Origin of the sequence: Paraglaciecola sp. L3A3 (assembly GCF_009796765.1) — a bacterium.
Classification (GTDB): domain Bacteria; phylum Pseudomonadota; class Gammaproteobacteria; order Enterobacterales; family Alteromonadaceae; genus Paraglaciecola.
The window spans coordinates 4,835,495-4,856,780 of the sequence record NZ_CP047023.1; the positions used below are offsets into that span (position 1 = coordinate 4,835,495).

The following is a 21,286-nucleotide window of genomic DNA, read 5'->3' on the forward strand; positions in this document are numbered from 1 at the left end:
TTTGTGTTTTATGCTACTGTGTAAATGAAATGTAGTTAAAGAGGTCATTTAGTATGTATAAGAAAATATTTGCGGTTGTTATTCTTTGTTTTTTTTCGAGTGTTGTGTTTGCGAAACAAGCGCCTAAAAGTTTATTTACTTGTTTAGATTTAGAAAATTATTCGGTAGATGCGAGTTGTTCATCAGCATTGATCGCTGAAAATAAAAACTTGGTCACATTACAACAAGAACTTTCCGTGAAAATGGAACAACAGAACCCTAATGTCATGGCAACCGTGCAATTTCATCCAGAAAAAATGTTAATCAAAGTGATTGCGCAAAAACAATTAGCCAAGAAAACGAAATTATTAGCAGCCCTATAGCATTGAAGCTTAGTATTCACCACCTTATTAAAAAGGGTGGTGAATTAGATAAAATTATCACCAACACTTCTAGATAAAATCATACTGATTTCTTGTAATGAACGACCACTTTGTTGCTGTAATTCATTAAAGCTACTTTGAATCGCCGTCAGGCTTCGTTTTGATTGGTGCGAGCCAGAAATAATATCCCTTTGGCTAAAATATCCCACTATATCATTACTCAGTAAAAAGGTATCTTTTCCAATAGCCCGCAAACCATACGGCCCTGTATTACCGCCTAGTCTTGCACCGTGTTTTTTCAAATAGGCCCATAAGCCAATAATGTCATCTGTAGGCCAATTAGCCACAAACTGTGCAAAACTACCGTGCACTTGGCTAACGGCATCTATCATAAGAGCATTTTCGCGGATGGTTTTCACTTTATTGTAGTTACGAATAATACTAGGATCCGTGGCCTTTTTTTCCAGCATTTCATCTGGCATTAACAATACTTTCTGAATATTAAAATCAAAAAATACTCGTTCAAAATCAGGCCATTTATTGCGTACTACACGCCATACAAAACCAGACTGGAATACTTTTTGAGTGAACTCAGCCAAAAATCTATCGTCACCTATCTGGCCAATTTCACTAGGTGTTAGCGGTTTATCTATAAGAGATTCTAAAACCTCCTTGCCACCTTTTCGCTCACAAGCCCTTTGATAGATAGCACTAAATTTTTCTAAATTTTGCATATGTCACTCTGCATATTTGCTATTGCAGTTAAACCTTCGATGACCGGAGGTTTAACTGCTAAGTTCAAGACTGGCTAATTAAGCTGTAATTCCAGAATGACGAAGTAGAGCATCTACTTCTGGCTCTCGGCCTCTAAAGGCTATAAATAATTGCATTGGATCTTTACTGCCGCCCATTTCTAAAATATTACTTAAAAAGTCATGGCCTGTTTGGCGGTTAAAAATACCTTCTTCTTCAAAGCGACTGAAGGCATCAGATGACAGCACTTCGGCCCATTTATAGCTGTAATATCCCGCAGCATAGCCACCAGCAAATATGTGGCCAAAGCTATTTTGAAAACGATTAAAACTAGGAGGCATAACAACTGCTACGTCTTTACGTACTTGGTCTAACCATTCCTGCACATTAGTTTCGCCAGCAACAAAATGCTCATGCAAACTAAAATCAAACAAGCTGAATTCTAATTGCCTAAGCATTTGCATAGCTGATTGGAAGTTTCGTGCGGCTAACATATTGTCGAGTAATACTTTAGGCAGAGATTCGCCTGTTTCAAAGTGTCCAGAAATAAAGCTTAATGCTTCAGGCTGCCAGCACCAGTTTTCTAAAAATTGACTAGGCAATTCCACGGCATCCCAAGGCACACCATTAATACCAGATACTCCACCGACATTGATTTTAGTCAACATGTGATGCAGACCATGGCCAAATTCGTGGAACAATGTCACTACTTCATCGTGAGTAAATAATGCCGGTTTATCGCCAACTGGGCCATTAAAGTTACAGGTTAAATAAGCTACCGGATACTGCTGTGAACCGTCTAAATTTTTACGACGTACTTGGCATTCATCCATCCATGCTCCGCCACGTTTTTTCTCACGGGCATATAAATCAAAATAGAAACTGCCACGTAACGCGCCAGAATCATCATGAATATCATAAAAACGAACATCTTTATGCCAAGTATCAATATCGTCACGAGCGGTAATTGTTAAGTTGTATAGACGTGAGATCACCTCAAACAAACCTTTAACTACTGTACCTTCTGGAAAATAAGGACGTAATTGTTCGTCAGAAATGGCGTAGGTCTGTTCTTTCAACTTTTCACTGTAATAAGCATAATCCCAAGCTTGTAATTCAGTTGCTTGGTAATGTTCTTTGGCATAAGCAGCCAAGGTTTGAATATCTTGCTGGGCTTGAGGTTTAGAACGCTTAGCTAAGTCTTGTAAGAAGCCATTAACTTGCTCACTTGAATTGGCCATTTTACTGGCTAATGAATAGTCAGAATAGTGTTTGAAGCCCAGTAGTTGTGCGATCTCTTGACGTAAGCCCAAGGTTTCGTCGATTATCTCAGTGTTGTCCCATTTACCTGCATTTGGCCCTTGTTCAGAAGCTCGAGAGGTATAAGCACGATACATTTCTTCGCGCAATACAGCGCTGTCTGCATGAATCATCACGGGTAAATAACTAGGAATATCTAAGGTAAATAACCAGCCTTTAAGATTTTTACTTTCAGCTAATTGTTTGGCGGCACCTAACGCTGATTCAGGTAAACCGGCCAACTCACTTTCATCAGTAATATGTTTTTGCCAACCTAAGGTAGCGTCCATCACATTATTACTAAAGGTAGAGCTTAGGTCTGACAAGCGGCTTTGAATTTCAGCATAACGAGCTTTTTTAGTATCGTCTAATGCTACACCTGATAGTTTAAAATCACGAATAGCATGAGTAATCACTTTTTGCTGTGCTTGTGACAAATACACAAATTCACTACTTTCGAGGATCTGGCTGTAAGCTTCAAACAACTTAGTATTTTGCCCAACCCAAGTGCCATATTCAGAAAGAGCAGGCAAACAAGCATCGTGAGCTTCACGTAACTCATCATTACTCACTACCGAATTCATATGAGAGATAGGCGACCATTTACGACTCAGTAGATCATCAATTTCTTCAATAGGAGCAACTAGATTGTCCCAAGAATAAGAATCTTGGCTTAATAATTCAGTGATTTTACTTTTACATGCCTCAATTGCTTCGGTAATAGCAGGCTGAATATGCTCAGGTTGAATAGCGGAAAATTGCGGCAAGCCAGTTAATTCACGAATTGGGTTAGTCATAAAACACTCTTTTTAAATAATATGCATACAGAAATAAGGGTGAAAGGGGGAAATCTCAAGAGCAATTGTGCAAACTAAACTAAGTTGTGATTATTATTTTATTTTGTAATTAAAATGAATCTGACAAGTTCTTTTAATAAGATATTCAGTTGTATGTAATTAATCGATTAACACAATAGGAAAAATGCAGTGTCATTTTTTGGCATAAGGCATTATCTTAACCATAAGCATTTATTAACTAGGCGGTAAAATGGCAGATTTTGATTATATTTGTATTGGCGGCGGAAGTGGTGGCATAGCATCAGCTAACCGAGCAGCAAAACACGGTAAAAAAGTAGCGGTAATAGAAGCAACAGCCATTGGTGGCACTTGTGTAAATGTAGGTTGTGTACCGAAAAAAGTGATGTGGTTTGGCGCTCATGTAGCCGAAGCAATAAATTTGTATGCCCCTGATTACGGTTTTGATGTCACAGTTAATAAATTCAATTGGCAAACTTTGGTCGACAGCCGCGAAGCCTATATCAAACGTATTCACGGTAGTTACGGCAATATGTTTAAAAACAATGGCGTCACCCTAATAGAAGGTTTTGCCACCTTTGTCGATAAAAACACAGTAGAAGTAAACGGCAAACATTACACAGCCGATCACATTCTGATTGCCACTGGTGGTCGCCCAGTTCGTCCTAATATTCCAGGTGCTGAGTTAGGTATTGATTCTAATGGTTTCTTTGAATTAAACGAACAACCTAAACGTACAGTAGTGGTTGGCGCAGGTTACATTGCAGTTGAGCTAGCTGGTGTTTTACATGCATTAGGCAGCGAAACTCACTTAGTGGTTCGTAAACATTCACCCTTACGTAATTTCGATACTATGTTATCGGAAACGTTAGTTGAACTTATGGCCCAAGACGGCCCAACTTTGCATACTCATGCAACCCCAACTCAAGTAGTAAAAAATGCCGATGGTTCTTTAACCATCGAATTTGCCGATGGTCAGACAATTGAAACTGACTGTGTTATTTGGGCTATTGGGCGTGAACCATCGAATGATAAAATTGGCCTCGAAAAAGTGGGCGTTGAGCTCAACGAACGTGGTTATGTCAAAGTAGATAAATTCCAAAATACTAATGTAGAAGGCATTTATGCTGTGGGTGACAACATTGGTTATGTTGAACTCACTCCAGTGGCGGTTAAGTCAGGACGATTATTGTCTGAACGTTTATTTAACGGTCAAACCGATGCTCACATGGATTACACCCTAATACCTACAGTGGTATTTAGTCACCCGCCTATTGGCACTATTGGTTTAAGTGAAGAAGAAGCGAAAAAAGAATACGGCGAAGACAATATCACAGTATACAAATCTGGTTTTGCCGCTATGTATACAGCAGTCACTAAACACAGACAAATGACTCGCATGAAAATAGTTTGTGCTGGAGCAGAACAAAAAGTCGTTGGTCTGCATGGTATAGGCGCCGGCATGGACGAAATTTTACAAGGTTTTGGTGTAGCCATGAAAATGGGCGCAACCAAAGCAGATTTCGACGCCTGTGTGGCCATTCACCCAACCAGTGGTGAAGAATACGTCACTATGTAAGGACTTCGTAAGGGCTTCAAAGTCCCTAGGTTACATGATTAATTCTTAAGCGAGCGTAAAGTCATTTACCTCGTTTTTTTATTGTCAGTGAATTACCACTTACTCTATTGGCCTATACTACTGATGATTTTGTAAATTACGCTGTTTAATATATTGAGATGGAGTGTGGCCCACATTCTTCTTGAACTGGGCAGTGAAGGCACTTTGATCGTAAAAGCCTAAAAACAAACCAATTTCATTAATGGCCATTTCACCATTAACTATGAGCTCACAAGCTTTTAATATCTTCATCTTGATTATGTATTGGTGGGGAGTACTTTGAAATATGTCTTTAAATCTATTCTCGAATTGACGTACGGATAACCCACAGAGTTCGGCTAGATGACTATTTGATAATTTTTGGGTGTAGTTATCCTTAATATAATCTAAGGCTTTGGCTATTTCTTTTAAGGCAATCGAGTAGTGATTTGAATTGTTATAAGATTGCAGCACACCACATAGGCCGGCGATATTTCCAGCATGATCGAAAAGAGGAATTTTTGTGGTCACAAACCAATCCAGTTCACCTAAGTGATTAGGAAATAGCTCGACGATATTACTCTTACTCTGCTGTTTGCTAATAATTTCTAAATCATCTTCATAATAACGTTCTGCATAGACTATTGGAAAAATATCAAAATCAGATTTTCCCAATATATCTTCTTTGCGCTCAAATCCAAGGTGTAATAATAACAACTTGTTTCCCGTAATTAGCCGGCAGTCTATGCCTTTAATAAAGAACAACATTCCTGCAGTTGCATCAAAGAGTTGCATGATATTTTCAGGTAAAGAAAAGTTGTTGATTATTTTTTTCATGTAGTTTTTTTACCATTCTTAATGTTTATTCAGAATTGAACTTTAAGACTACATACCTTTAAAAACATCGTCAACATTGGTTTTCATACGAATGCAAATATTTTAAAAGGTACTTTTTTTACTATTACAGCTGTGTCATTATATATTCAATATACACATTTCATTAACAACTAAAGTCGCACAATATGCCTTATAAAACACATGGTTTTAAGTTTGTATCCCTAGCCCTAATGTTACTAACATCTTCGATGTGTATAAATAACGTAGCAGTAGCAAAAAAAACACAAGCTTCTCAACCCAATAAGTTTACACCTGAAGATGAGCTACAAGGATTCACCGTACCAGAAGGATTTGTGGTTGAGCTCGTTGCAAGTGAAGAGCATGGCATTGTTAATCCCATTGATATTTCTTTTGATGATGCGGGGCGTTTGTGGGTTCAAACGGCTTCCATGTATCCAATGGATTTAGCCAATGATAATGGCAGTTGGAAAGATTTACTTAAATTAATGAGCAATAAGGAGCAGCAACTTACTAATCCCGAATATAGGCGACTCCATGATTATTACACTGGTAAAATCAAAGGGTTAGATAAAATCCTTATCCTAGAAGACCTATACAAACCACAGCCAGCTAAAGTTTTTGCCGATGGTTTAGCCATTCCACAAAGCGTAATACCTTATAAAAACGGGATTTTTGTGGTTCAGGGCGCACAGTTATTCTACCTAAGCGATGATAATAATGACGATAAAGCTGACAGCAGAGAAACTATTTTAGATGGCTTTGGTTTTCTTGATACCCATACAATGGCGCACTCTTTAACTCGTGGGCCAGGTGGTTGGATTTACTTCTCTCACGGTGCTTTGAATAAAGGCCTAGTCACAGCATTGAGAAGCGGTGTTGAACAAAGAGTAGATTATCAAAAAATCGCTAGATTCTCTGTTGATGGTAAAAAAATTGAGCTGGTGAGTTCGGGTTTGAATAATGTATGGGGACATGCTTTACGAGGTAATGGCCAATGGTATGGAACCGAAGCAAATGACTTTGGGTTCTCTATAACGCCAATGGAAAATGGTACAGGTTTCAAGGGTATAGGGAGCGATAGACTTCGTCCTTATCAACCTTGGGTTACACCTCTACACGAATTCAGGGTGGGTGGTACCGGTATATCTGGGCTCGCGTTTTCTGACGACATTAAAGGTGGCTTTCCGGAGGAATGGAAAGATGTTGGGTTATTGGCCAACCCCATCACCAATAAAATTAATGCAGTGAAAATAGTTCGAAATGCCGACGGTAGCGTAGCAGCGGAACACCTTGAAGATTTTCTTACCTCTAAAGACGAATGGTTTCGCCCAGTTAATTTAGAGTTTGGCCCAGATGGTAGCCTTTATATTGTAGATTGGTATAACAAAGTCGTATCCCACAATGAAGTGTCCAGAGAGCACCCTGATCGTGACAAAAGTCACGGTAGAATTTGGCGAGTGCGGCATCGCAGTCAAACTCAGCAAACATTCACAAACTTTAAAACCTTAGACTCTAAATATTTAGTAGAACACCTTAAGTCCTCAGGAACAACTTGGGCAAAACGTGCTGCTTGGCATCAAATTGCCGATCGACAAGCCACACAGCTCGCACCTGAACTTATCACTGTTATTGCAGATGCAAGCTTGCATGAACAAACTCGTATCGTGGCACTTTGGGCTCTAGAAAGCTTAGCCCACTATGATCGTAATTTAATGGTTTCGTTACTAAAATCTGCCGAGCCAGACCTGCGCCGTGAAGCTGTTCGAGCCTTGGCAAGCATGCCAATTTCAACTGTAGAATTTACACATTTACTTAAGCCTTTTATTCAAGACAAGAATGTAATGGTTCGTTCTCAAGTGCTTCGCTCAGTTGAACATTTTGGCAAAGCCAATGCCGATACTATCGACCTTGTGGTTAGTTTTTGTTTAGAAGATAGCGCTGACAATAAAATGGGCAGTGGTTATGAACGTAAATTTGAACGTTATCTTGCCCGTAAAGCTCTGGAACAATATGTGGTTGAACTAGGTTTATATTTAAAATCTGATTTAGCTAAAAAACAACCAAGGTCAAATATAGCTTGGGCCAAAAAAGCGTTAACTGGCAACTTAACAGCTAAAAGTTTTCTGGCTGCTTGGCAAGATAATCCAATAAAAAAAATCACTAAAGATAATATTTTCCAAATTAGTCAACTACTAAAAGATAAACAAGTATTCACAACACTGGCTTCTGCTTTTTCAAATCAAGCTAATGCTGAAGAAACTGTAGCAGCCGCTTTAACCTACAGGGAAGCCATAAAATCAAAAGAAATGAATCAAGCTTTAGTCCCTGCCATAGCTAGTTTATTGCAGACTGAAAATAAAATGAAAGCGATACAGGCGGCTGCTATTTTTAATTACCTACCAGCAATACCAGAAGCGGTAAGTGCGCTAGATGAATCTTCAGACAAAGTGCTATTACTCAGTGCTTTAACACTTATTGCTAAAAAACCAGCAGCCCATGTAGACGCGGTAGTTAAATTATTTAGTCAAACCAAAGACGCCGATATTAAAGCCCAAGCATTCAAAATCTTAGTTTTAGCTGAATTCCCCCTTGCTAAACAACAAATCAAATCTTTGTTTACTGAGTTGTCTGTCGCACAAAAGCACGATCTACTTTCGAGCTTGTCTTCGTCTAAACAAGGCGCAAAGGTTGTTTTAGATGCTTATGAGCAAAAGCTTATTACTGCTGATTCAATTGACATACATACAGTTAATGCAGTTGCTGCTTTTGTGAAAAATGATGCACAAATTATGGCGTTAGAAAAGTTAGTCAAAAATAAAGCCGCGGCAGACAAAAAAGCTTTAGATCATAAGTTTGAAAAATACCAAGAAATTGTTATGCAGGATATAGGACAAGCAAGTAAGGGTGAAAGCCTCTTCAAAAGTTTTTGCCTATCTTGTCACTTAGTAGGCTCTGAAGGCGCTGGTTTTGCTCCCGCCTTAGATGGGTCTGCGCACCGCTCAAATGAAGGTCTGTTAACAGCGATTTTAGATCCTAACGCTGCAGTAGAAGGCAGCTATTATACCTATAGAGTTATTAAAACTGACGGTAGTGTCATAGAAGGCTTTCGTGAAATGCATGATGAAACAGGTGTAACCCTTCGCTTTATGGGAGGCGGGTCGTACACCATTCCACAGGCTGAAGTACAAAAGGCCTTCTTTACCAATCGTTCTGTGATGCCAAACAACCTTGTGGATGGTCTTTCAAAACAGCAATTTGCAAATCTTATTGCTTTCATAAAAACACTTAATTAGAGCGAACAGGTACTCAGAATGAAATATAAAATGTTTTTTATCGTTTGTGCAACGACCTTATTAGCCGGTTGCCAATCAAATGAATACTCAGGTGTTGCATCACTAGCGACGGCAAAAACAGTCTCTTTGTTTGACGGAAAAACCTTTAATGGTTGGAAAACAGCTGACCCAGCAAAAATGCATCTTTGGTCGATAGAAGATGGGGTAATTACCACAGGAAATTATCGGACTAAAGCTCGTGGTAATACCTATTTACGGACAGAAAAAGAATTTGCTGATTTTGAGTTCAAATGCCTTTTCCGTTTGAGTGGCGACCCAAGTACCGGCCTGATTAACAGTGGCATTCAATATCGTTCAAACGGCGAACCTCGCGTTGTAGGTTATCAAGCTGACATTGGCGACGGGTACTGGGGCGACATTTACGATGAGCATAGGCGTGGCCTCTTGGTTAAGGCTGACCTATCAATTTTAAGTAAAACATTAGTATCTGATGCTTGGAACTCTTACACCATACACGTTGAAGGCAACAGGCATAGACTTTATATTAATGATATTTTGACTGCAGACTACATTGAACAAGCAGACGTTCCGCAAAAAGGATACATAGCGGTACAACTTCACTCTGGTGGCAAAGCAAAAGTCGAATTTAAAGATCTGACCATCACTGAGTTATAACTAAACGGTTAAACAAACAACATTGAAAAGCGAGCGTAAAATTATTTACCTCGCTTTTTTGTTGTTATTAAATGATTATTTAATCAATTTCTCTAAAGAATAGATCAATTTAATTGGCTCCTCAGGCTGTTCGTGCTTAAGATTTAATGGTTGTTCCACCCAAGTTTGTTCCCATTGAATTAAAGCCCATGCTAGTTCGCCATTGTCCACTTCTGTACCTTCAATTGCAGCATTTTTAAGTGTTTCGAAAAACAATGTCCAGCGAGGTAGATAAAAATGTTTGTACATACCTTGCCATGCTTTTGAAGCATAATCTCGCAAAGAATTACCGCCCCATAAGGAAACTTGCATTTTGGCATTTTTTGCATAGTAATTTGATTCTGCCGCTGAATTGCTGTACTTGCTGGCATCATCAATCCATTGAGATAAAGTATCGGCTTGATTACCAGACAATAAATCCATGCCATCCACCAGTTTTTTTACTTTTTCAAAAGAAGTATCTGCTGTTGCAATCTTGCCAGCTACATATAAATTAGTTGTCTCTAATAAACGTTTATCAATTTCTATGGTGAGATAATGTCGATAAAAATCAATTAAGTCATGCATAAATAAAGGGGAATCTTGGTACTCACTGGCTACAGAAATTAAAATATCAAGAGCTTCACGAAGCTTAACCATGTCTCCAGGATGTTTTTCAAATTTAACAAATCCTAGTTGTGGCCGTTTAAAAAACAAATAAGCCCCAGCGCCGTTCCACCACCTAGAATCCCAATACTGAGTGCTATAAACCGACTGCTCTAATAACGGCCAAGCTTGCATTAATTGTGGCGAGTTATGTCCATAACGAGCTGCAGTATATTGATCTATCCACTGGGAAAAAGTGTGCTCTTTATGATCCCAGGCCAGATCAAATAAATATTCATATACCACTGAATTGTTATTGATGCCTTCAGGAAACACACCAAATCCCGACAAATTCCCTTTATTTTTATCTTCCAGTAAACCCTTAACTTGTTGTTGATAATAATTAAAATCACCATAAATAGGATTGCTGGCACCGTAATTATGAATAAAACCAAAAACCCACTTTTTGTCATGAAATGACTCGGCGTTTTGCCACACATGGTATCGATCATTGCCAATATCATGCACCATTGCTTTGTCATTCGGTACTTTGCTTAAAAATGCAGAAATGGCTTGGTTATCCCAGAACTTTTTATCCGCACCAAACATCCAACCTTGCATGACCCAGGTGGCATCTGGCACAACTTGTTTAATCGATTGATAAATGGCGTCGCCATAATTTGCCAGATCTTGATATTTGTTATCATCTGACACAGGTGGATGCATTTCATTAAATGAATCCGATAAATAATACTCCCCTTTACCATACTCACCGTTATATATTTCTAGAAAGCGTTTTGCTAATTTGGCAAAAAGAGGGTCTGCCGGATCAAGCCAATAGGTTTTGTTTTTAAACCCTGACCAGCCTTTCATTTCAATGACCTTAGCATTCGGGTATTTAGTCATAAACTGTTTGGGAATATAGCCAGAAAATGCGGGTAAAACAGGTTTTATGCCTAAACCACGCATACGATCTAGTATTTTTATTTGTAAATCATGTTTCTTATTGATCCAGCTTTGTGGCAAAACACCTTGGTGATTTTCAATATTGCCCATTCTTTGCCACGGAGTGAATGCTGGGCCAGAAAAATAATCATTTAATTCTTGGTTGCTGAGGCCAAACTCATTCCATAATTTTTGCCAAACAAACTCTTGTCCTTCCATGGCAATCACATTATTAATGCCATGAACTGCCATCCAATCAATTTCTTGTTGCCAACGAGACCAATCCCACCATGGCGTAGAGTAACCATAGGCACAAACGTTTAAATAGGTTCTTAAATCAAAAGAAGCGGAGACCTTTTCACCAATATAAGGAGAAAATTGACTAGGAATTTTTATTCTGTTCCCTTCCCAACTAACAGACATAGCACCGGTACTTTTTAAGTAATGGTATGCCCCGTAAGTTAAAGCAATAGATGAACTTGCACTGACATTAATAACGTTGCTTGCAACGGTAACCTGATACCAATCAGATACATTATTACCTGCCACTAAATCAAAATTTAATTGAGGCAATTCTGATCCTGCTAGTCTTTTAAATACAGCTTTAACCTCAGCGACAGAGGTTTCATTTGGGCTACTAGCTTTTAACGGAGAAATAAAGAAGAGTAAAACGAAAGTCATACTCAATGTTTTTAATAGGCTTTTTATGATAATTCGTGTCATATTTATTTTCTGTTAAGTGTTAGACAACCCAGCAATGAATTTATCTATCACAATCGCTTTTAATATGCGAATCAACATAACACATTAACTGCCCAAGCCTAAAGAGATATGACATGTGATATACGACATTACTAAAGTGAAGAATAATGCCCCCTAAATCCAACTGTACTTATAACGCAGTCACCCAAACCTAATTATTAACATTGCTCAATTATTATTAATTTTCATCCTGCTTACACAACCAAGCTCACACCACTGTGAAACTAATTCTCACTGAGTGTGTAATTCTTGCAAAGATTTTATCTCCTACATAATCACCACTCAACAGAAAAAACAAATTACCTATATATTTCAATAAGTTAAAGTTTTGTTTTTTATTGGCATGTTTCGCGCATTAACTATTGTGAATACGCAATTTAATTAACCAAGAGGAAATCATTATGTTGGGCTGGGCAGTAACATTTTTAATCATCGCCATCATCGCCGCGATTTTTGGATTTGGTGGCATAGCTGGTGCGGCTGCAGGTATTGCCAAAATCATATTCTTTATATTTATCGCTTTACTTGTTTTATCTCTAGTTGCCAATGCATTACGAGGCAAACCACCTAAAGCTTAATTTTTTGAAATTTACTTTATTACTTTAATTATAAAAGGAAATCATTATGAAAAACTTTAAATTTATTACCACTACATTAATTGCTTTTACTGCTTTATTTGCATTATCGGCCTGTGACGGCAAAGCCGAAAATGCTGGCGAAAAAGCTGATGAAGCGATTGAATCAGTTAAAGATGCAGCTAAAGATACAGGTAACGCAATTGAAGACTTGTGTGAAGATGCTAAAGAAGGCGTAAATGCCAAAGACACAGACTGTTAATTTTTATACATTCTGTTCAATGATAAAGGGGCCCGACGGCCCCTTTTTCTATTTAATACCAACTCCGATAACTAAATGTAGACTCAGCGAGAGTTTAATTGAATTGGTATGACCTACACTCGGTTTAAACCGATTGCAGATTAAATAGAAAACAAAGATTAGGAAGGTCTATTATGAATATCGCCTATTTGTATTTTTTAGCAGCAATGTTAGCTTTTATTTTTGGCTACACCTCTTCATTCAGCTATTTTTCAGTTATTTTTTATTGGGTAGGTCTATCCTTTCTGGCTGTGTTTATTGCTTACATGTTAAAAGCGCCGAGTATTTTTCGTAAAAAGAGTGATGGTTCAATCCCTCTATATATTCGCTGGGTATTCATTCCGTTTCTGTTTGTTGTACAGCTTTATAACACTTGGGCGCGCAAAAATGACAAGGTGCCCGCAATTCAAAAAATAGATGACAATTTATATCTGTCATCTAGACTATTTCCCTCTGATATGCAGACGCTTCATGACAACAATATCAGCGCTATCTTAGATGTTACCGCTGAGTTTGATGGCTTAGATTGGTCTGCTACAAACGAAAATCTTGAATATCTAAATGTGCCAGTTTTAGATCATCAAAGTCCCTCTCAGGCAAAATTGATAGAATGCGTTAATTGGATCGACAACCAGTTAAAAAATGACACGGCAGTGATAGTACATTGTGCTTTAGGTAGGGGCCGTTCGGTGTTAGTTATGGCTGCTTATCTACTTAGTAAACAGCAAGATTGGACTGTGAGTGATGCACTACAGAAAATTCAGGGTATACGCAGTACTGCAGGCTTAAATAAACAGCAGCTAAAAGTACTCAACAAAACTCATCAGGCTGGATTGCTTAGACAAAAAATACCATTAGCGTTAATTGCCAACCCTGTTTCTGGCGGCGGAAAATGGTCTAAAAACAAACAAGAAATATTACAGTTATTATCAAAAAGTTTTGATATTTCTATCTACCAAACCAGTAAAACTAAGTCTGCTAAAACTCTTACCAAGCAAGCGATAAAAGATGGCAACCAAACCATAGTTGGGTGTGGTGGTGATGGCACTATCAATGAAGTAGCCAGTGAATTAATCCATACTGATTATACCTTAGGGATCATTCCTCTAGGTACCACCAATGCCCTTAGCCACGTATTACATGGCTCTGCGAGTAAGCTTACGCCGATTAAATCTTGTTGTGATGCCATTCTTTCAGGACATAGCAGAACCATAGATACCGCACTTTGTAATGACGAACCTATGCTGTTGATGATGAGCCTTGGCTTTGGACAAAAAATGATTGAGTCTGCAGATAGACAAGAAAAAAACAACAATGGTCAATTAGCTTACATAAAAGGCCTATGGCAAGCCGTTGAACTGGATGAATCGATCGATATCAATTTATCAATCGATAACAATCAAACGTCTAACCTAGAATGCACTAGTATAGTAGTAGCTAATGCCGCGCCTTTTTCTAGCATACTGGCCCAAGGTAATGGTAATCCAGACATAGAAGATGGCTTGTTAGACATAACCTGTCTACCAAAAAGTAATAAGCCAGGGGAGCAATATATACACCTGACAGAACTGGCGATATCAGGCTTAACACAAGACAAAATAAATGAAACGGCTTTAGTCAGCCAGGCCAAAAAGGTACGGATTACTGCAAGCCAAGTAATCAAATATATGATTGACGGCGAAAACCGCCAAAGTGCTGAAATTATTATTCATGTTCAGCCACAATCGTTGCAGGTACTAGCTTAAACTAGACTATACAGTGAGACGAATCGAATTTAACAGAAGGGAACCACATGCAACTTAATATTACTAAACTTGCTCCCATTATTGAAAGTGCTCGCGCCAGTTTTTGGTTCGTGCCTAGTATCATGATTTTGCTCACCGTGTTACTTACTATCACCACTGTATATTTTGATGCTGTTTTTATAGCGGAACACCAGCTATCTTGGCCATTAATCTATGGGGCCGATGTTGCAGCCATGCGTTCTTTATTAGGAACCATAGCTGCGGCCATGATTACAGTCACTAGTATTGCTTTTTCCATTACCATTGTAGCGCTAACTCTAGCCTCGTCGCAATTTGGCCCTAGGTTACTTAGGAATTTTATGAAAGATCGAGGGACACAAATTGTACTAGGATCTTTTATCTCAAATTTTTTATTTTGCATCTTAATTTTTTGCGCTATCAGCTTTGAAAAACCTTATTACTTTAAGCCCGGATTAAGTGTTGCCACCGCAATATTAATGACTTTTATTAGTGTCGGAATTTTAATCTATTTTATTCATCATGTGGCTAAAGCCATTCAGGCAGATGTAGTAATAGACCAAGTATACCGAGAACTACAAGACAATATTAAAAGCTTATTTCCCTCTGTTAAAACAGAGTCTGAAGTAACCACCAGCAGCGATGTCTTAGCTACTGCAAAACATCAAATGAATATATTGGCTAATGAAGACGGCTATGTACAAACTCTAGATATCGAACAATTAGTTTGCTTAGCTAACGAGCATGAAGGCCGAATTAAATGTTTTTACAGCCCAGGAAACTTTGTTGTTAAAGGCACAGTGATTGCACAAGTTCATACTGAAAAACAGCCACCATCAACACTTGACGAGCAAATCCTTAAACAAATTTCCTTAGGTGCATATAGAACCCCTGTACAGGATCCCGAATTTGCAATCCACCAGCTAGTCGAAATTGCATTGCGGGCATTATCCCCCGGTATCAACGACCCTTATACTGCCATTACCTGTGTTGATAAGTTAAGCGCGGTATTGTGCGATCTCACCACTAAAACCTTTCCTCAAAAAGTCCGCTTTGATGAAGATGGAATTATCCGTGTTATATCTAAAGAATTAACTTTTACTAATATAGCCAAAGCGGCTTTTGAACAAATTAGACAACAGGCTAACCATAATATTGCAGTCACTATCAGGGTACTTGAAGCTTTAGCTAGATTAGCCTGCTGTGTGCAAAATCAACAGCAAACAGAATTTGTATTAAATCAAACAGACATAATTGAACAACAACAAAATAAATTATCCATAGCCAAAGATGATTTAGCAGAAATCAATGCTCGGGTGGCATTAATCCGCCAAACAGTTGCTGAGTTTAGTGGAGATAACAATCATAAGATTGATAATTCTGGCCACTAATCAACACACAAAAATTGGCTTACGTTTGCGTGAGTAATCTACTTTTTTTCTACAAAAACCAATTCACTTAATAAAGGAAAATGATCCGAATCAATCGATGTTAGTCTCTGTATTTTTGCTAACTGAAAATGTTGGCTATGAAAAATATGGTCTAAAGGCCAACGTAAAAAGGTATATTCAGCATGAAAAGTATTGAACATACCTCGCCCTATTCTGGGATCTTGCAAACCACTAATTTTTCTAAAAGCGCGAGTAGTTGGTGACCAAGCCACATCATTTAAGTCACCAGTGACTATTGTCGGTTCAGTTGTGTTTTTTAACTCTCGGGCGATTAACAGTAACTCACGATCTCTCGGTGTCGAGAAAGTATTTTCAGTTGGACTGGGAGGAGCTGGGTGCAAAAAATGACACTTTACTTTCAACTGATTTTTAAGCTTTAAATAACAATGAATTGAAGGGACACCTTGTTCAACCAAATCTTTCACTTGAACATCTTCTAAAACATATTTGCTATATAAGTGTATACCATACAAGTTATCTAATGGCCGACTGACTCTGTATGGGTAATCACTATGAATCACTTCAAGGGCATTTTGCCACCATAAATCGGTTTCCAAAGTGACTATAATATCAGGCTGATTTTGCTTAATTAAGGCTATTAACTTGTCGGCTGAATGATTAGTCATAAGTACATTTGTATTCATAATTTTGATAGCACAGTCAGAATCAAAAACATTCACAGTGCGTACTTGTTTGGCGACAAATGGGGTATATGGCACAATCCAAATAATCTGATAGATTGCCACCGCAAGGTTAAGCACAACTAACACTAGTGATAAAAACCCACTCGCCCCAAACATACAGCCCAAAGCCGATAGTATTGCCAAGCAAGTAATTTGTACCCTAGGAAACTCCCATACTCTGCAAAGCCAATGATTTGATGGAACAAAAGGTAAAAGGGTAATAACCACTAATAATATGGTCATAATTAACAATGACATTTCCAATATTTCATTCCTGTTTTAATTCAATTTTAAACATAAGTTGTGGTTAAAACCTGCCAACCAGCAAACTCAGCTTATTAGTTGTGTAATTATTGCAAATGGCTAAGAAGTATTTACAGCAAGATACTACATCAATACTGACGACCAAGATAACAAAAGAATAAGCCATTGATATTTAAGGTTTAAATATTTAACCATAAGATGGCATAGAGGTTGCTCTTAACTAATTACTAATGAGGAATGAACCACATTAGTAATAGGAGATTATTATGCCAACCACAGCAAAAACAACCAACAAACCTAAAGTGACCAATAATCCATCTGACACACCCATCGCAGATAAAATGACAGACACACTTCATCAATCGGTTGATACTCTGTCAGAACACGCCCATGTTGCTGAAGAAAAAATTCGTGAAAGCGCCACATCTTCGGCCCAAACATTTGAGCAAAAACAACAACAAGCAAAACAGTATTGGGATCAATCCAGTGTCGGTAAATTCAGTAAAGAAAATCCAGTTGCCACTGCTGGAATTGCATTTGCAGCTGGTGTGTTATTAACCACGTTATTAAAACGTAAATAGTAACTCAAGTGAATACTTCTGCACATCAATCTCGCAATGAGCAGGCATCAGAAAATACTGATGCCTCTTTCAGTGATGTATTAACAGCTTGGGAGAAGGTCTATCAAAGTATTAGACTAAAAATGCGCATCAATGCCGACCTAATCGCTGCTGATTTTCGTTTAACAATACGCGCTTTAGTTGTCAGCCTAATTTGTATTCTTAGTTTAGTGGGACTTGCACTTTTGACCTGGTGTACAGCATTAGTCGCTCTATGCTTAGGCTTAACTCAATTAGGCATACATTGGGGCTGGTGTGTGCTTGTGGTGCTGCTATGCAATGGTTTAGGCATAGTGTTTATTAAAAATGTACTAAGCAAAGCCCTAGCTGCAATTGAAATGAAGGCATCTTGTGCAAGCTTATTAGACCAAACCAAGAAAGAATAAGGGGATTTTTATGTATGACTTTATGCAAGTAGAAAAAGCACAATTAGCGCAAGCAAAAACCCATGCAGAAGTGGCGCGAAAATATTCACAACGCTGCATGACTAGTGCCCAAGAAAAGACCAAAAGCTTCGCTTCATCTCCCGCGGGCATTGCCACAGCCTTTAGTGCTGGGGCATTTCAAGGTGCAACTAACAGTCAGGCTAAATCGCCAATATCCAGCCTACTGCCAATACTACTCAGATTATTTTAAGCCTAAGAATTTCATTGCCAATATAGGAGCAATATCGTGAAAACTCTGATTATTTTAACTTTTTTATTATTAACCACTTCCGCTTTAGTTATTGCTCAAACAGAGCAATCAAGTTCAGATAAAGCTATGCCACTTAATCTCAATAAGTTACAACAAGCATTAGCCAATGCCGATCAAAGTAAACAAGATCGCAACAGTAAACTCAGGCTAGAGCGCGCTAATTTTTATTATCAACAAGCCCAAGAATATTATCGTGCTGGCTGGGACGTTAAAGCCAAAGACTATATACAACGGGGGATTTTATTAGTTGAACTTCATCAGAGAACAAGTACTCCAAACAAGTTTTATCGCCCACAAGCAGCCGCAGCACAACAAGCTAGTTTAACTCAAACTAATGATCGTTAGTAACAACTCAAACAAGCTTAGAAAGCAGTGGCGGAAATAGCGGCGGAAATAGTGGCGGAAATAGCGGAAAAAGTAGTGTGTAATTTTTACAGGGCATGGGAAACAATTACAGCAGGGATGTAATAACCACCTCTTATAAACATAAATACCTATTAAAATCATACAGTTAAAAACTGGCACTAAATTGGCTTTATTAGCTTTAGTTAATAGAAGCTGACGAAGGGATCGTCACTCTTTTGCGCCAGTAAATTCAGATGATCAACGTGAACTTGCTTTAGCCATAGCCGAATATACCCAGCACGTAACACAAGTCATAGATAAGCTTGAATTACAAAACTCGAGGTTGTTCAAAATTGTTATATCGCGCCCAACGGCGCAGTTTGTAGTTTGCAATAGGATGTAAGTAGTATGCAAAAATTCAGTTCAAAATTATCAATATTTTTTAGTTCGAAACCTTCCAGAAAACTTAATGTCCAAGTGGCTAGATCCATTAGTCATTTTAACTGGTTTGCCCGTTACGATATTGGCAATCCGTTAACCGATATTAAATTATCAGTTGAACAAACGAATCACTAACTTTTATAAAACTGTACGAAGATAGGAAGTTCTAAATGATTGCCAATAGTACTAGATTATTACAGCCCGCAGAATCAGCTTATTTAGGCAGTGTATTTACCGATATGGAGCAAACTCTAGCGGTTGTAGGTAAATGCCGAACAGCTGAAAGTTTATCTGTTTCATTGGCCCAAAGTTTTAATGTGTTAACTAACTCTGATACCTCTAGCTTGTTTAAAGCCGCCAGCACACAAGATATTGACCTCATTATTTTTAGTGCTTCAGGCGTTAAAAGTGTATGGATAGAAGAGCTACGAAAAATTCGTTCTCATTCCATTTTAAATATTATTCCGATTATCGTTTTAACAGAAAAAAATTCAGTTAATGAACAACTTGTTGCCTTAGAATTGGGGGCTTTAGATTGTATGGCTAAACCCGCCAATCCATTTATTTTACACGCTAAAGTAGTGAACTACATGAAACTGATGAAAAGCGTCAAAGAGCTTGAATTGGTTTCATCCACAGACGGCTTAACTGGCTTATCGAACAAAATGCAACTAGACACTATGTTAACCAGTGAATGGTACCGTATGAAAAGAAGCCAGAACCCTTTATCAGCGTTAATGATAGATGTTGATTATTTTAAACCTTACAACGATAAATATGGTCATTTGCAGGGAGATGAAGCACTAAAAGCAGTAGCAGATGTGATCAAAAAAGTAGCAACACGAAACTCAGATTTTGCTGCTCGTTTTGGGGGTGAAGAATTTGTTATCCTATTACCCAGTACCGATGCTAAAGGCGCTGAAAAGGTAGCCAAAGATGTAATTAAAGAAGTGCTAGCTTTACAAATCCCTAGTGCTAATCATAACTCCCGACATCTAACCGTAAGTGTTGGTATCAGCAGTTTTGAGCCTCTCAGCGAAGAGCAACAAGACATGAGTCCTAATAGTTTACTGGAACAAGCTGACACAAATTTATATGCAGCCAAACAAGCTGGACGAAATAGATTTTACGCCTAAAAGAGCTCAACTTCGGTAACATCCGATTCGTGGCAAAGCCATAGTGTATTACCAAATTTATCAAGATTTGAAAGATACACTTTATCTACATCTCCTAATACTTTTTTAAGTGTCAATTTAATTTCAAAATCCTTTACGCCCGACAAATTAAAAAATTCAATTCGAAAGGGCTTCACATAAGTTTTTACCAATAAATGTGTGCCATCTGATGAAAAAGATCCCGCCCCTTTATTCAAATCATTAATGACTATAACTTCACCTTTTGTTAATTCAAAAAGTTGCGAACAGTCATTGTGAAATGGTCTAAATTTCCAGTTGTATTGATTAACATGAAAGAGGATTTTGTCTTGGTATCCAATATCACAACATTCAAAATTTATACTCTGATTTTTAGCCGGTATTACAAAAAAGAAAGGTTCATAACTTGCGACTTTTGGACCTATTTTTAATCTAGCGAGTATCTTACCCCTGGACTTGTAAAAATAATCTTCAAGCAAAACTAATAGGTCATTTTCATCATTCACCACTACAGCTTTTAACGGCCCAGTTTGTCGTCCTTGTTTATCTAATGGAGGCATGTTTTTAATTACATACTCTACAAATTCGCTATTATCAAAAGAGTATTTAACCACTACATTATCGAAAACACAGCCAAAACCCTTGTCAGTCTTAAATAATGCCGTTCTGTGATAAATATCAGAGCCTTTTAATTTAGGAATTTCATAGTCTAGGATTTGATACTGCCCATTCTGCATTACCACTAGCTTATTTTCAAAGTTATGATTAACACCAACGCCGACACATTTATCGCCAGATAGAGCAAGTATGTTAAGCATACCAATTGGCAATTTATACTGCTGAACAATTTTAGTTTTCATTGTCGTCCCTGAAAAAGTAACCAGCTTTAGTGCTTAGTCATCTTTTGAATTATGCTTCTTAGCCATTATTATTCCAGCCACGAAGATAACAAAAATCACTAGCCCAGCCATTATCAAAATGTTTATTATTGAACTCATAGAACCTCCAAA

Annotated in this window: 20 protein-coding genes; 14 read left to right on the top strand and 6 right to left on the bottom strand. The window is 38.0% G+C overall.

From position 1 onward, the window contains the following. Positions 1-53 precede the first annotated feature (53 nt). The gene (locus tag GQR87_RS20035) at positions 54-362 is read left to right on the top strand and encodes a hypothetical protein (protein WP_158972458.1); all 309 of its coding nucleotides are present in this window, start codon (positions 54-56) and stop codon (positions 360-362) included. A 44-nt stretch (positions 363-406) separates the two neighbouring features. Here GQR87_RS20035 and GQR87_RS20040 read toward each other — a convergent pair whose 3' ends face one another. Both GQR87_RS20040 and prlC read right to left on the bottom strand, forming a co-directional pair. Beyond that, entirely contained in the window at positions 407-1,096 is a 690-nt protein-coding gene (locus GQR87_RS20040) for a DNA-3-methyladenine glycosylase I (RefSeq protein WP_158972459.1), read from the bottom strand. 78 nt (positions 1,097-1,174) lie between these two features. Next, positions 1,175-3,211 carry an oligopeptidase A gene (prlC, locus tag GQR87_RS20045; RefSeq protein WP_158972460.1) on the bottom strand — a complete coding sequence of 679 codons (2,037 nt, stop codon included), beginning with the start codon at positions 3,209-3,211 and terminating at the stop codon, positions 1,175-1,177. Between the two features lie 250 nt (positions 3,212-3,461). Between prlC and gorA the strand changes: the two genes are divergently transcribed. Continuing rightward, positions 3,462-4,808, top strand: coding sequence for a glutathione-disulfide reductase (gene gorA / locus GQR87_RS20050; protein ID WP_158972461.1), 1,347 nt, complete (start codon positions 3,462-3,464; stop codon positions 4,806-4,808). A 117-nt stretch (positions 4,809-4,925) separates the two neighbouring features. Here the strand turns inward: gorA and GQR87_RS20055 are convergent, their stop codons facing one another. Continuing rightward, on the bottom strand, positions 4,926-5,663 hold the full coding sequence (locus GQR87_RS20055; RefSeq protein WP_158972462.1) for a helix-turn-helix domain-containing protein: 738 nt from the start codon (positions 5,661-5,663) through the stop codon (positions 4,926-4,928). 185 nt (positions 5,664-5,848) lie between these two features. Between GQR87_RS20055 and GQR87_RS20060 the strand changes: the two genes are divergently transcribed. Together GQR87_RS20060 and GQR87_RS20065 are read left to right on the top strand one after the other, a co-directional pair. Further along, entirely contained in the window at positions 5,849-8,977 is a 3,129-nt protein-coding gene (locus tag GQR87_RS20060; RefSeq protein WP_158972463.1) for a PVC-type heme-binding CxxCH protein, read from the top strand. Positions 8,978-8,995: 18 nt separating this feature from the next. Further along, entirely contained in the window at positions 8,996-9,652 is a 657-nt protein-coding gene (locus GQR87_RS20065) for a DUF1080 domain-containing protein (protein ID WP_199271654.1), read from the top strand. Positions 9,653-9,727: 75 nt separating this feature from the next. Here GQR87_RS20065 and GQR87_RS20070 read toward each other — a convergent pair whose 3' ends face one another. Beyond that, entirely contained in the window at positions 9,728-11,944 is a 2,217-nt protein-coding gene (locus tag GQR87_RS20070; protein ID WP_158972464.1) for an alpha-N-acetylglucosaminidase, read from the bottom strand. Positions 11,945-12,384: 440 nt separating this feature from the next. Here GQR87_RS20070 and GQR87_RS20075 point away from each other — a divergent pair, with 440 nt between their 5' ends. From GQR87_RS20075 to GQR87_RS20090, 4 genes are all read left to right on the top strand, one after another. Further along, the gene (locus tag GQR87_RS20075; RefSeq protein WP_158972465.1) at positions 12,385-12,561 is read left to right on the top strand and encodes a DUF1328 family protein; all 177 of its coding nucleotides are present in this window, start codon (positions 12,385-12,387) and stop codon (positions 12,559-12,561) included. A 46-nt stretch (positions 12,562-12,607) separates the two neighbouring features. Then, entirely contained in the window at positions 12,608-12,820 is a 213-nt protein-coding gene (locus GQR87_RS20080; RefSeq protein WP_158972466.1) for a hypothetical protein, read from the top strand. Between the two features lie 173 nt (positions 12,821-12,993). After that, positions 12,994-14,604 carry a diacylglycerol kinase family protein gene (locus GQR87_RS20085; protein ID WP_158972467.1) on the top strand — a complete coding sequence of 537 codons (1,611 nt, stop codon included), beginning with the start codon at positions 12,994-12,996 and terminating at the stop codon, positions 14,602-14,604. Between the two features lie 47 nt (positions 14,605-14,651). Next, entirely contained in the window at positions 14,652-16,013 is a 1,362-nt protein-coding gene (locus GQR87_RS20090) for a DUF2254 domain-containing protein (RefSeq protein WP_158972468.1), read from the top strand. A 38-nt stretch (positions 16,014-16,051) separates the two neighbouring features. Here GQR87_RS20090 and GQR87_RS20095 read toward each other — a convergent pair whose 3' ends face one another. Further along, positions 16,052-17,014, bottom strand: coding sequence for an endonuclease/exonuclease/phosphatase family protein (locus GQR87_RS20095; RefSeq protein WP_233267333.1), 963 nt, complete (start codon positions 17,012-17,014; stop codon positions 16,052-16,054). Between the two features lie 272 nt (positions 17,015-17,286). Between GQR87_RS20095 and GQR87_RS20100 the strand changes: the two genes are divergently transcribed. From GQR87_RS20100 to GQR87_RS20125, 6 genes are all read left to right on the top strand, one after another. Further along, the gene (locus tag GQR87_RS20100) at positions 17,287-17,601 is read left to right on the top strand and encodes a DUF883 domain-containing protein (RefSeq protein WP_158972470.1); all 315 of its coding nucleotides are present in this window, start codon (positions 17,287-17,289) and stop codon (positions 17,599-17,601) included. 8 nt (positions 17,602-17,609) lie between these two features. Continuing rightward, positions 17,610-18,026 (top strand): hypothetical protein, encoded by a 417-nt coding sequence (locus GQR87_RS20105; RefSeq protein WP_158972471.1) that lies wholly within the window; start codon positions 17,610-17,612, stop codon positions 18,024-18,026. A 10-nt stretch (positions 18,027-18,036) separates the two neighbouring features. Beyond that, positions 18,037-18,276 (top strand): hypothetical protein, encoded by a 240-nt coding sequence (locus tag GQR87_RS20110; RefSeq protein ID WP_158972472.1) that lies wholly within the window; start codon positions 18,037-18,039, stop codon positions 18,274-18,276. A gap of 36 nt (positions 18,277-18,312) precedes the next feature. Continuing rightward, positions 18,313-18,681, top strand: coding sequence for a hypothetical protein (locus GQR87_RS20115; RefSeq protein ID WP_158972473.1), 369 nt, complete (start codon positions 18,313-18,315; stop codon positions 18,679-18,681). A 408-nt stretch (positions 18,682-19,089) separates the two neighbouring features. After that, positions 19,090-19,257 carry a hypothetical protein gene (locus tag GQR87_RS20120; protein WP_158972474.1) on the top strand — a complete coding sequence of 56 codons (168 nt, stop codon included), beginning with the start codon at positions 19,090-19,092 and terminating at the stop codon, positions 19,255-19,257. 35 nt (positions 19,258-19,292) lie between these two features. After that, complete coding sequence (locus GQR87_RS20125; protein WP_158972475.1) at positions 19,293-20,258, top strand: diguanylate cyclase; 966 nt, start codon at positions 19,293-19,295, stop codon at positions 20,256-20,258. Here the strand turns inward: GQR87_RS20125 and GQR87_RS20130 are convergent. Next, the gene (locus GQR87_RS20130) at positions 20,255-21,136 is read right to left on the bottom strand and encodes a hypothetical protein (protein ID WP_158972476.1); all 882 of its coding nucleotides are present in this window, start codon (positions 21,134-21,136) and stop codon (positions 20,255-20,257) included. The two genes, GQR87_RS20125 and GQR87_RS20130, sit on opposite strands and share 4 nt — an antisense overlap. Positions 21,137-21,286 lie beyond the last annotated feature (150 nt).